Source organism: Salipiger sp. H15 (assembly GCF_040409955.1).
GTDB lineage: Bacteria > Pseudomonadota > Alphaproteobacteria > Rhodobacterales > Rhodobacteraceae > Salipiger.
Window position 1 is genome coordinate 1,887,846 of the sequence record NZ_CP123384.1, and the last position, 17,615, is coordinate 1,905,460.

At 70.3% G+C, this 17,615-nt stretch carries 16 protein-coding genes; 9 read left to right on the forward strand and 7 right to left on the reverse strand.

The window, feature by feature from the left end:
• Positions 1 to 162: 162 nt before the first annotated feature.
• From meaB to PVT71_RS09245, 3 genes are all read left to right on the forward strand, one after another.
• A complete protein-coding gene (meaB, locus tag PVT71_RS09235) occupies positions 163 to 1,158 on the forward strand; it encodes a methylmalonyl Co-A mutase-associated GTPase MeaB (RefSeq protein ID WP_353471494.1) in 996 nt (331 codons plus the stop codon).
• 117 nt (positions 1,159 to 1,275) lie between these two features.
• Positions 1,276 to 1,566: a 50S ribosomal protein L28 gene (rpmB, locus tag PVT71_RS09240; RefSeq protein WP_092429714.1), complete on the forward strand. Its 291-nt coding sequence runs from the start codon at positions 1,276 to 1,278 to the stop codon at positions 1,564 to 1,566.
• Positions 1,567 to 1,768: 202 nt separating this feature from the next.
• Complete coding sequence (locus PVT71_RS09245; RefSeq protein WP_353471495.1) at positions 1,769 to 2,200, forward strand: copper chaperone PCu(A)C; 432 nt, start codon at positions 1,769 to 1,771, stop codon at positions 2,198 to 2,200.
• Positions 2,201 to 2,202: 2 nt separating this feature from the next.
• On the opposite strand, the gene PVT71_RS09250 is transcribed toward PVT71_RS09245, so the two are convergent.
• Positions 2,203 to 2,901 (reverse strand): NAD-dependent deacylase, encoded by a 699-nt coding sequence (locus PVT71_RS09250; RefSeq protein WP_353471496.1) that lies wholly within the window; start codon positions 2,899 to 2,901, stop codon positions 2,203 to 2,205.
• Between the two features lie 75 nt (positions 2,902 to 2,976).
• Between PVT71_RS09250 and PVT71_RS09255 the strand changes: the two genes are divergently transcribed.
• Positions 2,977 to 3,432, forward strand: coding sequence for a low molecular weight protein-tyrosine-phosphatase (locus tag PVT71_RS09255; protein WP_353471497.1), 456 nt, complete (start codon positions 2,977 to 2,979; stop codon positions 3,430 to 3,432).
• A 129-nt stretch (positions 3,433 to 3,561) separates the two neighbouring features.
• Positions 3,562 to 4,083, forward strand: coding sequence for an acyloxyacyl hydrolase (locus tag PVT71_RS09260; protein ID WP_353471498.1), 522 nt, complete (start codon positions 3,562 to 3,564; stop codon positions 4,081 to 4,083).
• 66 nt (positions 4,084 to 4,149) lie between these two features.
• Here the strand turns inward: PVT71_RS09260 and PVT71_RS09265 are convergent, their stop codons facing one another.
• From PVT71_RS09265 to PVT71_RS09290, 6 genes are all read right to left on the reverse strand, one after another.
• Complete coding sequence (locus PVT71_RS09265) at positions 4,150 to 4,665, reverse strand: GNAT family N-acetyltransferase (protein WP_353471499.1); 516 nt, start codon at positions 4,663 to 4,665, stop codon at positions 4,150 to 4,152.
• 129 nt (positions 4,666 to 4,794) lie between these two features.
• Positions 4,795 to 7,779: an isoleucine--tRNA ligase gene (ileS, locus tag PVT71_RS09270; RefSeq protein WP_353471500.1), complete on the reverse strand. Its 2,985-nt coding sequence runs from the start codon at positions 7,777 to 7,779 to the stop codon at positions 4,795 to 4,797.
• Between the two features lie 949 nt (positions 7,780 to 8,728).
• On the reverse strand, positions 8,729 to 9,427 hold the full coding sequence (locus tag PVT71_RS09275; RefSeq protein WP_353471501.1) for a VIT1/CCC1 transporter family protein: 699 nt from the start codon (positions 9,425 to 9,427) through the stop codon (positions 8,729 to 8,731).
• Between the two features lie 80 nt (positions 9,428 to 9,507).
• Entirely contained in the window at positions 9,508 to 10,542 is a 1,035-nt protein-coding gene (locus PVT71_RS09280) for a TIGR01620 family protein (RefSeq protein ID WP_353471502.1), read from the reverse strand.
• Positions 10,539 to 11,009 (reverse strand): GNAT family N-acetyltransferase, encoded by a 471-nt coding sequence (locus PVT71_RS09285; RefSeq protein ID WP_353471503.1) that lies wholly within the window; start codon positions 11,007 to 11,009, stop codon positions 10,539 to 10,541. Before PVT71_RS09285 ends, PVT71_RS09280 begins: the two co-directional genes overlap by 4 nt.
• Positions 11,006 to 12,433 carry a YcjX family protein gene (locus tag PVT71_RS09290; RefSeq protein WP_353471504.1) on the reverse strand — a complete coding sequence of 476 codons (1,428 nt, stop codon included), beginning with the start codon at positions 12,431 to 12,433 and terminating at the stop codon, positions 11,006 to 11,008. The genes PVT71_RS09285 and PVT71_RS09290 overlap by 4 nt, the downstream gene beginning before the upstream one ends.
• Before the next feature lie 266 nt (positions 12,434 to 12,699).
• On the opposite strand from PVT71_RS09290, the gene truA reads away from it, so the two are divergent.
• The 4 genes from truA (at position 12,700) to gndA (ending at position 17,514) form a co-directional block, all read left to right on the forward strand.
• Positions 12,700 to 13,470, forward strand: coding sequence for a tRNA pseudouridine(38-40) synthase TruA (truA, locus tag PVT71_RS09295; RefSeq protein WP_353471505.1), 771 nt, complete (start codon positions 12,700 to 12,702; stop codon positions 13,468 to 13,470).
• A 206-nt stretch (positions 13,471 to 13,676) separates the two neighbouring features.
• On the forward strand, positions 13,677 to 14,867 hold the full coding sequence (locus PVT71_RS09300; RefSeq protein WP_353471506.1) for an aspartate aminotransferase family protein: 1,191 nt from the start codon (positions 13,677 to 13,679) through the stop codon (positions 14,865 to 14,867).
• A gap of 94 nt (positions 14,868 to 14,961) precedes the next feature.
• A complete protein-coding gene (gene argF, locus PVT71_RS09305; RefSeq protein WP_353471507.1) occupies positions 14,962 to 15,888 on the forward strand; it encodes an ornithine carbamoyltransferase in 927 nt (308 codons plus the stop codon).
• A gap of 225 nt (positions 15,889 to 16,113) precedes the next feature.
• Positions 16,114 to 17,514 carry an NADP-dependent phosphogluconate dehydrogenase gene (gene gndA / locus PVT71_RS09310; protein ID WP_353471508.1) on the forward strand — a complete coding sequence of 467 codons (1,401 nt, stop codon included), beginning with the start codon at positions 16,114 to 16,116 and terminating at the stop codon, positions 17,512 to 17,514.
• The last annotated feature ends 101 nt before the right edge of the window (positions 17,515 to 17,615 follow it).

Consider the following 17,615-nt stretch of genomic DNA (forward strand, 5'->3'; position numbering starts at 1 on the left):
CCCTTCCTGCAATCCGCGAGACGGCCGATGACTCGAAGAGGGGGCTCCGCCTCCGCCGCGCTGCGCGCGTCTCCCCCGGGATATTTCTGACATATGGAAGACCCTCCGGGTGGACATTGCGCGCGCGGGCGGCGCAAATCGGGGCAAACATTGCGAGGTGGCATGGATATCGAGGATCTGGCGGCGCGCATCGAGGAGGGCGAGCGGCGGGCGCTGGCGCGGGCGATCACCCTCGTCGAGAGCGCGCGGGCCGATCACCGGGCGCAGGCGACGGCGCTGCTCGAGCGGTTGCGGGCCAAGGGGCGCGAGGGGCTGAGGATCGGGCTTTCGGGCACGCCCGGGGTCGGCAAGTCGACCTTTATCGAGGCCTTCGGCATGATGCTGACCGCGCAGGGGCTGAAGGTGGCGGTGCTGGCGGTGGACCCGTCCTCGGCGCGCTCGGGCGGATCGATTCTCGGCGACAAGACCCGCATGGAGCGGCTCTCGCGCGATCCCTCGGCCTTCATCCGCCCCTCGCCGTCGCAGACGCAGCTCGGCGGCGTCGCGCGGCGCACGCGCGAGGCGATCGGGCTCTGCGAGGCGGCGGGATTCGACGTGATCCTGATCGAGACCGTGGGGGTGGGCCAGTCCGAGACCATGGTGGCCGAGATGTCCGACCTCTTCCTGCTGCTGCTCGCCCCGGCCGGCGGCGACGAGCTGCAGGGGGTCAAGCGCGGCATCATGGAGAGCGCCGACATCATCCTCGTCAACAAGGCCGATGGCGAGCTGAAGTCCGCCGCGACCCGCACCTGCGCCGATTACGCCGGGGCGCTGCGGCTCCTGCGCAAGCGGCCGCAGGATCCCGAGGGCTTTCCCAAGGCGCTGACCGTCTCGGCGCTCGAGGAGGCGGGGCTTTCGAAAGCCTGGGAGGAGATGCAGGCGCTGGTCTTCTGGCGGCGCGAGAGCGGGCAGTTCGAGGCCCGCCGGGCCGAGCAGGCGCGGCACTGGTTCGAGGCGGAGGTGCGCGAGGGGCTGCTCTCGCGGCTGCGCCAGGAACCGGTCCGGGGGGCCATGGCGGCGCTGGCGATCCGGGTCGAGGAAGGCTCGCTCAGCCCCGCCCGCGCGGCGGAGGAAATCCTTCAGACCTATCTGCGCGGCTTTGCCGGGAAGGGCCCTTGACGCCGGTGGGGCTTGGGTCTAGAGAAGCCCGACCAGATTCCGGGCGCTGTGCAAGCGGCGCCCTTTGATATTGGCGGAAGGCCCGCTTTCGCCCCGAGACATGAAGGAATGGACCCAATGTCGCGCGTATGCGAACTGACCGGCAAAGGCCCGATGACGGGCCACAACGTGAGCCACGCTAACAACAAGACCAAGCGTCGCTTTCTGCCGAACCTGAATGATGTGACCCTGCAGTCCGAGACCCTCGGCCGCGGCGTCAAACTGCGCATCTCGGCTTCGGCCCTGCGTTCGGTCGACCACCGTGGTGGCCTCGACAAGTTCCTCGCCAAGGCGAAGGATGTCGAACTCAGCGCCAATGCCCTGAAAGTGAAGAAAGAAATCGCGAAGGCACAGGCCGCTCAGGCCTGATCCTGCCCACAGAGATTTCCACAGCCCCGGAGCAGCCCGCTCCGGGGCTGTTTTCTTTTGTTTTCATGACTTTACTCTTCCCAGCCCGTGCTGCGGCGCGGCAATCCCTCGGATGTTATCCCCACGGCATGCCCTTGCGGGAGGCTTGTGGATGGTCCACGAATTTCATGGCAACACCATGACTTGGGGAGGATTTCTGAGAATGAGCCTGAAGACTGTCGCGGCGCTGGCGCTGATGCTGTCCACAGCGGGATTTGCCCGCGCGGACATCCTTGTCGAGGATGCCTACGCCTGGCTCGCCATTCCCAACGCGCAAAGCGGCGCGGTCTACATGGTGCTGCGGAACGACGGGCCGGAGGAGGACCGGCTGGTCTCGGCCAGCTCCGAGGCCGCCGCGAAGACCATGCTGCACGGCAGTGCCGAGGGCGCGGGCGGGGTCATGACGATGCACGACCACGCGCAGGGGGTGGTGATTCCCGCCGGCGGCAGCCACGCCTTCGCGCGTGGCGGCGACCATGTCATGCTGATGGGGCTCTCGCGGCCGCTCGAGCAGGGTGCGACCCTCGGCCTCACCCTGACCTTCGAACATGCCGGGGAGATTCGCCTCGAGGTACCGGTCGAACTCGGGCGCTGAGCCTAGCGCGCCAGCAGCTCGTCGACCCAGAGCGGCACGATCCGGCTCGCCGGGCCGACCCGGTGCTCGGCGAAGCTGCGCGAGGTGTCGCTGTCGCTGAGGTTGAGCTCGACCGTGTGCGCGCCGGCATAGGCCGCCTCCTGCACGAATCCCGCCGCCGGGTAGACCTGTCCCGAGGTGCCGATGGCGGCGAAGAGGTCGCAGGTCTCGAGGTGCTCGGCGATCTCGTCCATGAAATAGGGCATCTCGCCGAACCAGACGATGTCTGGGCGGGTGGCGGCGCGGGCGCAATGGGGGCAGGGGTCCGCGGGCGCCATGACCAGCGGCGCCTGCCAGCGCGTGCCGCAGGCGGCGCAGAGCGCGCCTTCGAGCGCGCCGTGCATGTGGATCGCCTCGGCGCCGGCCTTCTCGTGCAGCCCGTCGACGTTCTGCGTGACGAGGATCACCTCGCCGGGATGCTCCTTCTGCAACCGGGCCAGCGCGGCATGGGCGGCGTTGGGCACGGCCTCGGCGGCCTGCGCCCGGCGCGCGTTGTAGAAATCATGCACGAGGCGCGGGTTGCGGGCGAATCCCTCGGGCGTGGCGACGTCCTCGATCCGGTGCTGCGCCCAGAGCCCGCCCTCGTCGCGGAAAGTGCCGAGCCCGCTTTCGGCGGAGATGCCCGCGCCGGTGAGAATGACGATCTTGTCCCGAGCTGCCATGCGGCCCCCTTCCTGTGCCGCGGCCTTTGTGCCCGCGGCGGCTTCGCGTTAGAACGGGCCCCGAAGGAGACCCGCATGACCTACCGTATCCTCTTCGTCTGTCTGGGCAATATCTGCCGCTCGCCCTCCGCCGAGGGGGTGCTGCGCGCGATGGCCGCGGCGCGCGGCCTGCCGCTCGAGATCGACAGCGCCGGCACCGGCGACTGGCACGTCGGCAAGCCGCCCTACGGGCCGATGCAGCAAGCTGCGCGGGCGCGGGGCTACGACCTCTCGGCCTTGCGGGCGCGGCAGGTGGCGCCGGAGGATTTCCATCACTTCGATTTGATCCTCGCCATGGACGGCGAGAACATGGCCAACCTCGAGGCGATCCGGCCCGTAGGCGGCAGGGCCGAGCTGGCGCTCTTCACCGACTATGCGCCCCGCAGCGGCGCGACCGAGGTCCCCGACCCCTATTTCACCCGCGATTTCGACGGGGCGCTCGACCTCATCGAGGCCGCGGCGGAGGGTCTGCTCGAGCGGCTTGCCCGCTGAGCGCTGTTGCGCGAGGGTGGCGCCAGCCGCGCCGGCCCGCGCTGCGGGTGGACAGGACGTCATTCCTGCGCCATGCAAGCGCCATGAAGAAGACGGCGCGGCAAGCGCCGGGGAAGACAGGAGAGCAGAATGGCCAACGGAACCTTTGCGGTGCTCATGCTGATCGGTGGTCTCACCGACATGGGCATGAACCACTGCGGCACGGCAGGCGGCTGCCTTGGTCCGACCGAGACGCCCTCGCGGGTTGCCTTTTCCATGGGGCAATGGGTCGAGCGCGACGCCGAGACCAAGGGCGAGGCCTATCTTCGCTATGACTTCGGCCGCAAGTACGGCCCCTTCGGCACGGCGATGGGCGTGTCGGTGAGCGAGGATGGCGAGGGCTGGATCGGCTACGGCGCGACCTATGCGACCAACATCGGCCAGAGCCCCTTCTACGCCGAGCTGCACGCGATGCCGGGTCTCTACTTCGACAACGGCGGCTTCGACCTCGGCGGGCCGATCGAGTTCCGCTCGGGGATCGAGCTCGGCTACGAGACCAGGATGGGCTGGCGCGTCGGCCTCAGCTTCGACCACCGCTCGAACGCCAATATCTACGGCGAGAACCCCGGCGTCGAAACGGTGCAGCTGCGCGTCAGCATCCCGACGCGCTGAGCCGCGCCGCGCTGGCTTGAAGGGGCGCCCCGGCCGGGCGCCCTTTTGCCTGTCCGGCCCGCGCGGTCAGGCGGCGGGGGCGGAGTCCCGCACCAGCAGCGCGACCAGCGTGCCGCCGCGCTCCAGCCGGTCCACCTCGCGATAGCCGAGCCGCTCCGCGAGGCGTTGCGAGGCGTCGTTGCCCTCGGCGATCAGGCAGGCGCTGCGACCGCCCACTGTCCGGTCGAAATGCCCCAGCGCCAGCGCCGCCGCCTCGCGCGCGTAGCCGCGGCCGTGGAAGGCCGCCTGCAGCGTCCAGGTGATCTCGACCGCGGTCGCCGCCTTGGGCCCCAGATCCCGCTCGAACTTCGCGAGGCCGGTCTTGCCGACATAGGCGCCGCTCGCCCGCTCGAGGATGGTGAACTGCCCGAAGCCCTCCAGCGCCCAATGGCCGCAGTCGCGCAGGAAGCGCGCCCAGGCGTCGCTGCGGGCCTGGACGCCGCCGATGTGGCGGGTGACCCCGGCATCGGCGAACATGGCCGCGAAAGCCTCGAAATCCCCGGCCAGGGGCGGCCTCAGGATCAGGCGCTCACTCTCGATCATCCATGCTCCTCCCGGCGCCCGCCGCGCCCCGTGGAAAGGGCCGGGGCGTTTCCCACCCCGGCCCTTTCATCTTTCTTCAAATACTCACTGCCGCGCCGGGGACACCGCCGCGACGCCGGGCAGGGGCGCTTACCCCAGCGCCTCGTCGCAGCGCGCGCAGGTGCCGGCGTGGGCGTGGGTGCCGACGTCGGGCAGGATCTTCCAGCAGCGCTGGCACTTCTCGCCCTCGGCCTTCTCGAAGACCACGCCCACGCCCGGCACGTCGGCCATGCGGAAGGCCTCGGCCGGGGCCGGGTCGGCGGTCAGCGACACTTCCGAGGTGATGCAGATGTCCTCGAAGGCCACCGACTTCAGCGCCGCGAGCATGTCCGCGTCCTCGACATGCACCACCGGCGAGGCCTCGAGCGAGGCGCCGATGACCTTGTCGGTGCGCTGGATTTCCAGCGCCGCGGTGACCGCGCGACGGGCGAGGCGCACCTTGCCCCATTTCTCGGCCAGCGCGGCGTCGCGCCACTCGGCCGGGGTCTCGGGGAAGTCCATCAGGTGCACCGAGCTGTCGTCGCCCGGGAAGCGGTCCAGCCAGACGTCTTCCATGGTGAAGGGCAGCACCGGGGCGAGCCAGGTGGTCAGCCGGTGGAAGAGCAGGTCCATGACCGTGCGCGCGGCCTTGCGGCGGGCGGTGTCGCCGTCGCAGTAGAGCGCGTCCTTGCGGATGTCGAAGTAGAAGGCCGACAGGTCCACGGTGCAGAAGGTGAAGACCTGCTGGAACACGTGCTGGAAGTCGAAGCTGCGGTAGCCCTCGCGCACCACTTCATCCAGCTCGGACAGGCGGTGCAGCACCCAGCGCTCGAGCTCGGGCATGTCGGCGGCCGCGACGCGGTCGCTCTCCTCGAAGTGGCCGAGCGCGCCGAGCAGGAAGCGCATGGTGTTGCGCAGGCGGCGGTAGCTGTCGGCCACGCCCTTGAGGATCTCCGGCCCGATCCGCTGGTCGGCGGTGTAATCGGTCTGGGCCACCCAGAGGCGGAGGATGTCGGCGCCGTACTGCTTGATCACCTCGTCCGGCACGATGGTGTTGCCGAGCGACTTGGACATCTTGTTGCCCTTCTCGTCCAGCGTGAAGCCATGGGTGACCACGTTGCGGTAGGGCGCGTGGCCGGTGGTGCCGACCGATTGCAGCAGCGAGCTGTGGAACCAGCCGCGGTGCTGGTCGGTGCCTTCCATGTAGACGTCGGCGATTCCGTCCCTGGTGCCGTCGGCGCGGTCGCGCAGCACGAAGGCATGGGTCGAGCCGGAATCGAACCACACGTCGAGCACGTCGTAGACCTGCTCCCATTCGTCGGCGTTGTAGCCCGCGCCGAGGAAGCGCTCCTTGGCGCCCTCGGCGTACCAGCAATCGGCGCCCTCGGCCTCGAAGGCCTCGCCGATGCGGGCGTTGACCTCCGCGTCGCGCAGCAGGAAGTCCGCGTCGGTGGGCAGGGCGCCCTTCTTGGTGAAGCAGGTCAGCGGCACGCCCCAGGCGCGCTGGCGCGACAGCACCCAGTCGGGACGCGCTTCCATCATCGAGTAGAGACGGTTGCGGCCCGACTGCGGCGTCCATTCCACCTGGTCGATGCAGGTGAGGGCGCGCTGGCGGATGGTCTTGCCGTTCTCGTCCTGCCCGTCGTTCACGTCGCGGTCGATCGAGGCGAACCACTGCGGCGTGTTGCGGAAGATCACCGGCGCCTTGGAGCGCCAGCTGTGCGGGTAGGAGTGGGTGACGCGGCCGCGGGCGATGATGCCGCGGGCCTCGACGAGCTTGTCGATGACGGCGGCGTTGGCCTTGCCTTCCTTGCCCTTGTGGTCGAACACGGTCAGCCCGGCGAAGAACGGCACATGCGGCAGGAACTCGGAGTCCTCGCCGACGTTGTGGGTCATCCGGTCGATCCAGTTGCGCTTGACGAAGCACTCGTAGTCGTCGGCACCGTGCGAGGGCGCGGTGTGCACGAAGCCCGTGCCCGCGTCATCGGTCACGTGCTCGCCGTCGATCATCGGCACCTCGTAGTCCCAGAAGCCCTCGGCGCCGTCCAGGCCGGCGAAGGGGTGGGCGAGGGTGAGGCTCGACAGTTCCTCCGCCGAAACGCCGCGCTTGCGGGTGAACATCTCGGGCGCGAGGCGGGCGGCCTTGAACACGTCGCCGGCCAGCTTGTCGGCCACGACGTAGAGATCGCCCTTCGAGACCCAGGATTCCTCGGGCGTGTCGGTGACCTCGTAGAGCCCGTAGGCGATGCCCGGGTTGAAGGCGACGGCCTTGTTCGAGGGGATGGTCCAGGGGGTGGTGGTCCAGATCACCACGCGCGCCTCGTGCAGCGCCTCGGCCAGCAGCTCGGTGTCGGCGCCGGCGTAGTCGTCATCCTCGCCCTGCGGCAGCGCGATGTGCCCGCCCGAGACGATGCGGAACGGCACCCAGATCGTGTGCGACTTGTGGTCGTGGTATTCGATCTCGGCTTCGGCCAGAGCGGTCTTCTCGACCGGCGACCACATGACCGGCTTCGAGCCCTGGTAGAGCGTGCCGGTCATCAGGAACTTCATGAATTCCTCGGCGATCACGCGCTCGGCGTGGAAGGCCATGGTGAGGTAGGGATCGTCCCAGTTGCCGGTGATGCCGAGGCGCTTGAATTCCTCGCGCTGGATGTCGACCCAGCCCTCGGCGAACTTGCGGCACTCCTGCCGGAAGTCGATGACCGGCACCTCGTCCTTGTTCTTGCCCTTGGCGCGGTACTGCTCCTCGATCTTCCACTCGATCGGCAGGCCGTGGCAGTCCCAGCCCGGCACGTAGCGCGCGTCATGGCCCATCATCTGGTGCGAGCGGACGATCATGTCCTTGATCGTCTTGTTCAGCGCGTGGCCGATGTGCAGGTGACCGTTGGCGTAGGGCGGGCCGTCGTGCAGCGTGAAGGGCGTGCGCGAGCCGTCCCTTGCCTTGTCGCGGAGGCGGTCGTAGACGCCGATCTTCGCCCAACGCTCGAGCCACTGGGGCTCGCGCTGGGGCAGGCCCGCGCGCATCGGGAAATCGGTTTGCGGAAGGTTCAGCGTGTCCTTGTAGTCAGGCGTCTGGCTGGTGGTGTCGGCGCACATGTTCTGCGGTCCCGGAATATATGTCGGATGTCTGAGAAAGGTCGGCGCGGCGGTCCATACGCCTTGTCCCGGCGGCTCTATTGATCAGAGCGCCGGGCATGTAATTCGAATGATGATCGCATGGCGTGGCATCATGCGCGCCTTATAGGCATCCGACTCGCGATGGTCCAGTGGTTGCGGCAGGCTGCCTGCCGTCCGGGCAATGGGCGGAAATCCACCTCACGCGGGCGTGAAAAGCGGCGCGCCGCCGCCTGTCGTCTCCGGCTGCGGCGGGGGTCGGCCAATGTGGCGGGACCGGCTGGCGGCGGCGCGCCGGAAAACCCGCGCCGAGCCATTTGCCCGCGACCTTTCCCGCCGGATCGGGTTGGATGCTTGAAACCTCGCGCCACTCCCGACCTTCCCGCCCGGATCCCAGCCGATCCCCGGCGCGAGCACATCGAACCCATGGAGGCTTCATGGCCTATCGTGACAGCGGGCTGCCGCAGCGCGGCCCATATGGCTCGACCCTGCGGTCCGAGCCGCCAATGTACCTGCCGGAGTCGCCCCAGGCAGCAACCGCCGGAGCGTTCACCGGCGGGCTGCTGGTGGCCGTCCTGCTGGTCCTCGGCCTTCTGGTCGGGGTTGGAACCCTGAGCGTCGGCAGGGTGGGTGAGACCCCTGCCGCGACTGGGAGCGGGGCCGTCGGCTCCGCGATCGGGAGGAGCGGTGGGACCATACCCGCTTCGCCCTCGGTGGCGCCGGGCAATTAAGCCCGGCGTTCTGTGCCCCTCGCCCAGAAAGCCGGACCTGCTACCACTCACGGATGGTCCGGGCGAGGGTTTCCTCCCCTAGAAGGCCCAGTGTTTCAGGGCAAGTCCCGGGTCAGCGCCGTGCGAAAGCGCCTTGCGCGGCGCTGGCCCCCCCTTCCGGTCCGGCGGCTTCCGCCGCTCCATAAGGGCCGCGGCGCGCGTCAGAGCGTGAACATCCGCCCCACCACGAAGGCAAGGCCGGCGGCGATGCCGCCGATGGCCATCGTCTCGAGCCCCGAGCGCCACCACGGCGTCAGCGACCAGCGGCTCTTGTAGGCGCCGATCGCGAAGAAGCTCGCCAGGGTGAGCGCCGTGGCGACCTCAAGCGCCTTCTCCAGCGACAGCACGAAGGGCAGCAGCGGCACCAGCCCCGCCGCGAGGAAGGCCGCGAATGTGGCGAGCGCCGCGCGCAGGGGCTGCGGGTCGACGTCCGACAGCCCATGCTTCCCGGCAAGCAGCTGGCGGCTCCAGTGGGCGGGATCGGCGGCGATCTGGGCCGCCGCCGCCTCGAGCACCTCGCCCGACAGACCCTGCCGCGCCAGCTGCGCGCGGAGATCTCGCCGGGCGGCCTCGGGGTCGGTCGACAGCCGCCCGCGCTCGAGCCGCTGCAGGCGGCGCAGGTCGTCGAGCTCGGCCTTGGTCCCCGCGTAGTTGCCCGCCGCCATGGAGAACCCGTCGGCAAGGACGTTGGCGAAGCCGAGCGCGAGGATGATGAAGGGCGAGAGCTCGGCCCCGGCGACCCCCGCGACGATGGCGAAGGTCGTCACCGATCCGTCGAGCGCGCCGTAGATGATGTCGCGCAGGCGACCGTGGCCGCCCGGCGCGGGAAGATCTCTGGCGCTGTCGGTCGGGCGGGTCATCGCGCGGGCTCCTGCTGGGGCCCCGAGCCTCGCGCGTTCCGGTCCCCGGCGCCTTGTCCCGGATCAAGTCGCCCCGGGGCTCAGCCCTTGCCGCTGTCCTTTATCACGAAGCCCGCGAGCGCGGTGCGGACGATGTCGCGGACCGAGGGGCGCTTGCGGCGGATGAAGGGCAGCGGGCGGCAGACCTCGATCGCCGCGACGCCGACCCGTGCGGTCAGCGCGCCGTTCACCAACCCCTCGCCGAAGCGCCTCGACAGCTTGCCGAGCAGCCCGCCGCCGAGCACCGGCTCGAGCATGTCCTCGCCCACCGCCACGGCGCCGGTGGCGACGAGGTGGGACATCACCGCCCGCGTCAGCCGCCAGCTGCCGAGCGTGCCCGAGCGCCCGCCGTAGATCTCGGCGATGCGGCGGATCATGCGGATGTTGGACGAGAGCGCCGCGATCACGTCGGCCAGCGCCAGCGGCACCAGCGCGGTGACCGTCGCCACCTGCCGCGCCGAGGCCTCGACCTCGCGCCGCGCGGCGGCGTCGAGCGGGGTCAGCAGTTCGGTCTCGGCAAGGCCGATGAGCCCGGAGGCGTCGAAGACCTCGGCGCTGCGCTCCTTCAGCCGCTGGCGGCCCCAGCGCGTGTCCTCGCGCCCGGCGTAGAGCGCCGCAAGCTCGTCGACCAGCTTGCGCGCGGCCTTCAGATCCTCGGTCGCCAGCGCCGCGTCGGCGGCGCGGTGCAGCGCGTCGACCTTGGCCAGCCGCGACATGGCGGCAAGCTCCTTGACCACGATGGCAAGGCCGACAAGCACCAGGAGCCCGATCAGCACGGTGATCGCGAGGCCGAGCAGCGGCACCGAGGCGATGAGGTCGGTGACGAAGCGCCAGGCGGCGATCGAGATCAGCGCCGACAGCAGCGTGCCCGCCAGCGCCCAGAACCAGCGCGCCAGCTTCGAGGGGCGGCGCGCGGCCAGCGCCGCGGCGGTGGTCATCGCCTGCCCCTGCGGGCCCGGAAGGTCGGGCTCGGGCACCGGTGGGGCATCCGAGGGCGTCAGGCTGGGCTGGTCCCCGTCGAGGTCGATGAGGATCGGGCCCTTGCGCGGGCCATCGTTGCGGGGCGCATCGCTCATGGGCGGGCCTCCCTGTTGCGGAAGGCGGGGGCCTCCCAGACATAGAAGAGATCGGGCAGGCCCTCGGCATTGGCCGAGCCGTCGCCGCGGCGGGAGATGGCGAAGCCCGCCCGCTCGTAGAAACGCTGCGCGCGGGCATTGGCGAGGAAGGTCCAGAGCTCCAGCCGGCGCGCGGCGCGCTTGGCATCCTCGAGCAGCGCGTGGCCGATGCCGCGGCCCTGCACCGCCTGCGCGACGAAGAGCGCGTGCACGTAGCTGCCCTCGCGCGCGAGGAAGCCGAGCAGCGTGCCGGCGCGATCCTCGGCCACCGTGACCCAGCCGCGCTCGATCATCGTGCCGGCATGGGCGATGTCCTCGGCGCCGCTGTGCAGCAGCGGCTTCCAGTCATGCGCCTCGACGGCGGCAGTGATCATCGCGCCGAGGCTGCCGGCGTCGGTGGGGCGGGCGGGGCGCAGGTGCGGGCTCACAGCCGGTCTCCGACAAGGAACTGCGCGGCGCGGTCGAGGCGGATGTGCGGCGGGCCCTCGCCGGGCTTCAGCGTCAGCGGCGCGGGGGCGAAGCGCATGATCTCGTAATCGGCGCCAAGCCAGCCGGTCGCGCCCTCGCGCGCCGGGGTCAGCAGGTGCGCCGGATCCTCGGGCAGGGCGCCGGGATAGAAGGCCGCCTGCCGCCCGCGCGTGCCGTCGGGGTTCAAGAGCGTGCCGCGCACGCAGTCGAGCTCGGTGCCCTCGTGCGGCAGCGTCTGCTCGACCGTGGCGCGCAGCGCGGCGATCGACATGGCCGCGGTCTCGGCCCCGGCAAAGCGCGCCCGGTCGCGCGCCTCGCGGGTCAGCGCCTCCATGATCGCGGTCAGGGCGTGGTGCTGCGTGTGGTGCAGGTGGTCGGCCTTGGTCGCGGCAAAGAGGATCTTCTCGACCCGCCGCCCGCGCAGCATCTGCGTCAGCCAGGCGTTGGAGCCGGGGCGGAAGGCCTTGAGGATCGCCGACATGGTGCGCCGCAGGTCGTCGAGCGCCGGCGGGCCGGCATGGATCGCGCCGAGCGCGTCGACCAGCACGATCTGCCGGTCGATGCGCGAGAAGTGGTCGCGGAAGAAGGGCTTCACGATCTGCGACTTGTAGGCCTCGAAGCGCCGCTCCATCTCGCGCCAGAGCCCGCGGCGGGAGGGGATCGCGGGTTTCGGCATCGGCGCGAAGGTCAGCGCGGGGCTGCCTGCCTTCTCGCCCGGCAGCAGGAAGCGCCCGGGGGTGCAGTCCGAGAACCCCGCCTCGCGCGCCTCGTGCAGCGCGGCGGTGAAGACCTCGGCGAGGGCCTTGGCCCGGGGCTCGCTGAAGGCTTCGTCGGGATCGGTCTCGGCGAGCAGCGCAAGGAAGGCTTCGGAGCCGGGCCGCTGCGGCAGGCGCCGGAGCGTCTCGTCCGTCCAGTCCTCGAAGCTCTGATCGAGCAGCCCGAGATCGAGCAGCCATTCGCCCGGGTAGTCGACGATGTCGAGATGCACCGTCCGCGGCCCCTGCAGCCCGGCGAGCAGCCCTGTCGGCCGCACCTTGAGCGAGAGCCGCAACTGCGAGACGGCCCGCGTGCTCTCGGGCCAGCGCGGCTCGCGCGCGGTGAGCGCGGCAAGATGCGTCTCGTAGTCGAACCGCGCCACGGTGTCGTCGGGCTGCGGCTGGAGATAGGCGGTGAGAATGCGCGATTCCGCCTCGGCGGCCAGCTGCGGCATGCGCCCGCGGTCGAGCAGGTTGGCGACCAGCGAGGTGATGAAGACGGTCTTGCCCGCGCGCGAGAGCCCGGTCACGCCAAGGCGCACGACCGGCTCGAAGAAGGTTTCCGACAGCGTGTCGGTGACGTTTCCGACCCCGCGGCTGAGCGTGTCGGCGATGGTTCCGATGACCAAGGCGGCGTCCCTCGTTCTGCGTTTCCCTAGAGATAGACGCGCCGGGCGCGGGTTGCCAGTGCCGGGGAGGGGCGGCGTGGCGTTCTCTGCGGGCCGCTGCTGCGCCGCGTGGCAGGTGGGGCAAGGGGGCGCTGCCCCCTCGGCGCTGCGCGCCTCACCCCCGGGATATTTTCACCATGTGGAAGACGGGGGCGGCGCGCGCGGGCGGCGCCGGGAGGCGTGCCGGGGGGATTGATGGGGACGCGGCGGCGCGCTAAGGGGCGGTCATGCCCAGATATGCGCTCTTGGTGGAATATGACGGCGGGCCCTTCGCGGGCTGGCAGCGTCAGGCGGATCAGCCCTCGGTGCAGGGCGCGATCGAGGCTGCGCTGGCGAAACTCGAGAAGCGCGAGCACACCATCGCCGCCGCCGGGCGCACCGATGCGGGCGTGCATGCGCGCGGGCAGGTCGCCCATTGCGACATGGAGAAGGACTGGGACCCGTTCCGCCTCGGCGAGGCGCTGAACTTCCACCTCAAGCCCGAGCCCGTGGCGATCCGCGCCTGCGCCGCCGTCGCGGATGACTGGCACGCGCGCTTCTCGGCTCTGGAGCGGCGCTATCTCTTCCGGGTGCTGGTGCGCCGCGCACCGTCGACGCTGGAAAAGGGGCAGGTCTGGCGGGTGCTGCACCCGCTCTCGCTCGCCGCGATGCGCGAGGGGGCGGCGCATCTCGTCGGGCTGCACGACTTCACCACCTTCCGATCGACCATGTGCCAGTCGGCCTCGCCGGTGAAGACGCTGGACGAGTGCCGGATCGAGGAGGTCGAGACCGGGGCGGGGACGGAATACCACTTCCACCTGCGCGCGCGCAGCTTCCTGCACAACCAGGTGCGCTCGATCGTCGGCACGCTCGAGCGGGTCGGCGCGGGCAGCTGGGCACCCTCGGAGGTGAAGGCCGCGCTCGAGGCCGCCGACCGCGCCGCCTGCGGGCCGGTGTGCCCGCCGGACGGGCTGTACCTGATGGGCGTCGGCTACCCCGAGGACCCCTTCGCGGCGTGATCCGCGCAAGGTGCTTGATTTACGCCGGGAAACCCGGCAATAGCCTGCGCATGACGCAAGCGATCCGAATCCGACGAGCCTGAGCTCTTCCTTCCGTGCCCCTTTCGGGCGCGTCCGATCGTTTGTGCGTCGCACATCCCCTTTGAAAACTTGACTTGGCCCCGGGCCCTTGGCACCAATCGGGCCTCATTGCAGAGGAAGACCCCATGATCCCCTCCGTCCTGCCGACCTATTCGCGCGCGCCGCTTCACTTCGTGAAGGGCGAAGGCTGCTGGCTGATCGAGGAGGACGGACGACGCTTTCTCGACCTCGGCAGCGGCATCGCGGTGAACGCGCTCGGCCATGCGCACCCGGCGCTGGTGGCGGCGCTGACCGAGCAGGCGCAGAACCTCTGGCACGTGTCGAACCTCTACGAGATCCCGCAGCAGCAGGCGCTCGCCGACAAGCTGGTCGGGGCCACCTTCGCCGACACGGTGTTCTTCACCAACTCCGGCACCGAGGCCTGCGAGCTCGCGGTGAAGATGGCGCGCAAGTACTGGTACGAGAAGGGCCAGCCCGAGAAGACCGACATCCTCGCCTTCACCGGCTCGTTCCACGGCCGTTCGTCGGCGGGCATCGCCGCGGCGGGTTCGGAGAAGATGGTCAAGGGCTTCAGGCCGATCCTGCCGGGCTTCAAGCACCTGCCCTTCGGCGACATGGCGGCGATCGAGGCGGCCATCGACGCGCACACCGGCGCCATCCTGATCGAGCCGATCCAGGGCGAGGGCGGCATCCGCCCGCTGCCCGACGACCAGCTGAAGGCGCTGCGCAAGCTCTGCGACGACAAGGGCATCCTGCTGATCCTCGACGAGGTGCAGTGCGGCATGGGCCGGACCGGGCGGCTGTTTGCGCATGAATACGCCGGGATCACCCCGGACATCATGATGGTCGCCAAGGGCATCGGCGGCGGCTTCCCGCTCGGCGCGGTGCTGGCGACCGAAGAGGCCGCCTCGGGCATGACCGTCGGCACCCACGGCTCGACCTACGGCGGCAACCCGCTCGGCTGCGCCGTCGGCGGCGCGGTGATGGACGTGCTGACCGGCGAGGGCTTCCTCGAGGAGGTCGGCCGCAAGGCGGGGCTGCTGCGCCAGAAGCTCGAGGGGCTGATCGCCGCGCATCCGGAGATCTTCGAGGAGGTCCGCGGCACCGGGCTGATGATCGGCCTCAAGACCAAGGTTGCCCCGGCCGATTTCGTCAAGGCCGGCTATGACAACCTGGTGATCACCGTGCCCGCGGCGGACAACGTCGTGCGCCTTCTTCCCCCGCTCACCATCACCGAGGAGGAGATCGCCGAGGCGGTCGCCCGTCTCGACGCCACCGCCACCGCGCTGGAGGTCGCAGCCCAGCTGACCGCCTGAGCCACGTCTAGGCCACTATGTCCCGGGGGAGTCCGCGCGCCGCGCGGGCGGGGGCGGCGCCCCCACCCCCCGGCCCAACAAGAAGACCCGACAGATGAACCATTTTCTCGACATTCACAAAACCGACCCGGCAGAGCTGCGGGGGATCATCGACAGCGCCAAGGCGATCAAGGAGCGCCGAAACGGCCGCCCCAAGGCCATGGCGGACGACGAGACCCCGCTCGACGGGCGCATGGTGGCGCTGATCTTCGAGAAGCCCTCGACCCGGACCCGCGTCTCCTTCGATGTCGGCGTGCGGCAGATGGGCGGGCAGACCATGGTCCTGTCGGGCAACGACATGCAGCTCGGCCACGGCGAGACCATCGCCGACACCGCCCGGGTGCTGTCGCGCTTCGTCGACATGATCATGATCCGCACCTTCGACGAGGCGGTGCTGACCGAGATGGCCGAGTTCGCGACGGTGCCGGTGATCAACGGGCTCACCGACCGCACGCACCCTTGCCAGATCATGGCGGATATCCTGACTTTTGAAGAGCATAGAGGCCCGATCAAGGGCAAGAAGGTGGTCTGGTGCGGCGACGGCAACAACGTCTGCGCCTCGTTTCTGCATGCCGCCGGGCGGTTCGGCTTCGACTTCACCTTCACCGGGCCGGTGCAGCTCGACCCCGAGATGGAATTCGTCGGGCTGGCGCGCAACGAGGGGGCGAGCATCACCATCGAGCGTGACCCCTACAAGGCCGTCGAGGGCGCCGATCTCATCGTTGCCGACACCTGGGTGTCGATGCATGACGCGCAATCCGCCAAGGAGCGTCGCCACAACATGCTGCGTCCCTACCAGGTGAACGAGCAACTGATGGAGGCCGCCGGCAAGGACGCGCTCTTCATGCACTGCCTGCCTGCGCACCGCGGCGAGGAGGTGACCTCGGAGGTCATGGACGGGCCGCAGTCGGTGATCTGGGACGAGGCCGAGAACCGCCTGCACGCGCAGAAGGCGATCATGCGCTGGTGTCTCGGCGCCTGACCCGCGTGGAGGGGGCGCTGCCCCCGCCCGCCTCGCGGCGGGCCCCCCGGAGTATTTCGGGAAAGATGAAAGGCCGGGCGGCAGCGCCCGGCCTTCGTCGTTTTCGGGGATGCACAGGGGATGCACATCCGATGCACGGCGCCTGTGCATCCGCTGCGGCGGGCGGCGGCTTGCCTTGGGGGCTGTTATCGCTACCTTCGGCGGCAGGACGCACAGGAGGCTGCCATGGCGGAACCGCGGATCGGGATTTACGGACTGGGCACGATGGGCGCGGCGCTGGCGCTCAACATGGCCGAGAGCGGCATCGACATCGCCGTGTCGAACCGCAGCGAGGGGGCCATCGCCGAGTTCATGGCGCGGGCCGAGCCCTTTGCCGATCGCGTCACCGCGCAGGCCACGCTCGAGGCGCTGATCGCGGCGCTGCCGACACCGCGCCTCTTGCTGGCGATGATCCCCTCGACCGCGCCGATGGATGGCTTCCTCGAGCAGGTGATCCCGCTGCTGGCGCCGGGCGACACGGTGATCGACGCGGGCAATGCGGATTTCCATGCCACCCGCGCCCGCAGCACGCGGCTCGCGGAGCACGGGCTGCATTTCGTCGGGCTCGGTGTCTCGGGCGGCGAGGAGGGGGCGCGGCACGGCCCGTCGATGATGTTCGGCGGCTCGGAGGAGAGCTGGGCCGGGCTGAAGCCGATCCTGTCGCGGATCGCCGCGCAGTTCGACGGCGCGCCCTGCGCCGACCGCATGGGGCCCGACGGGGCCGGGCATTTCGTCAAGACCGTGCACAACGGCATCGAATATGCCGACATGCAGATGATCGCCGAGATCTACGACCTCTTGCGCCATGGCGCTGGGCTGGCGCCCGCCGCCATCGGGCAGCAGTTCGCGCGCTGGAACGACGGCCCGCTCGAGAGCTACCTCTTCGAGATCACCGGCAAGGTGCTCTCCTACGACGACCCGCTCGGCGGCGGGCCGATGGTCGATGCCATCCTCGACCGCGCCGGGCAGAAGGGCACCGGCCGCTGGACCGCGATCGAGGCGGTGACGCTCGGCCAGTCGGCGACGATGATCGAGGGCGCGGTGGCGGCGCGGGCCTGGTCGGCGGAGAAGGCGCTGCGCGAGGTGGCGGGCGGCGCGCTGGGCTCGGAGCGGGCGGGCTTTGCGCCGGACATGGAAGAGCTGGAGGCGGCGCTGCTGGCGGCGCGCATCCTCGAATATGCGCAGGGCTTCCGCATCCTTGCCGCCGCGTCCGAGGAATACGGCTGGCAGCTCGACTTCGCCCGCATCGCCGAGATCTGGCGCGCCGGCTGCATCATCCGGGCGCGGCTGCTCGACGACATCTCCGGCGCCTTCCGCGAGAGCCCGCCCGAGGGGCAGCTCTTCCTTGCGCCGCGCTTCGCGCCGGTGCTGGCGCGCGGCATCCCGGCGCTGCGGCGGCTGGTCTCGGAGGCGATCGCGGCGGGCTACCCGCTGCCGGTGCTGGGTGCGGCGCTCGGCTTCTGGGACACGCTGCGCCAGCCGCGCGGCACGGCGGCGCTGATCCAGGCGCAGCGCGACTTCTTCGGGCGGCACGGGTTCGACCGGGTCGACGGCAGGGACGCGCATCACGGGCCCTGGTGGGACTGAAGGCGGGACTGAGGGCGGGACTGAGGGCGCCCCCGCCTGGGGGGCTTGCCTTGATCGCGGAACCCGCGCAGCATTCGCGGTGTTGGAAAGCCTGAGACAGG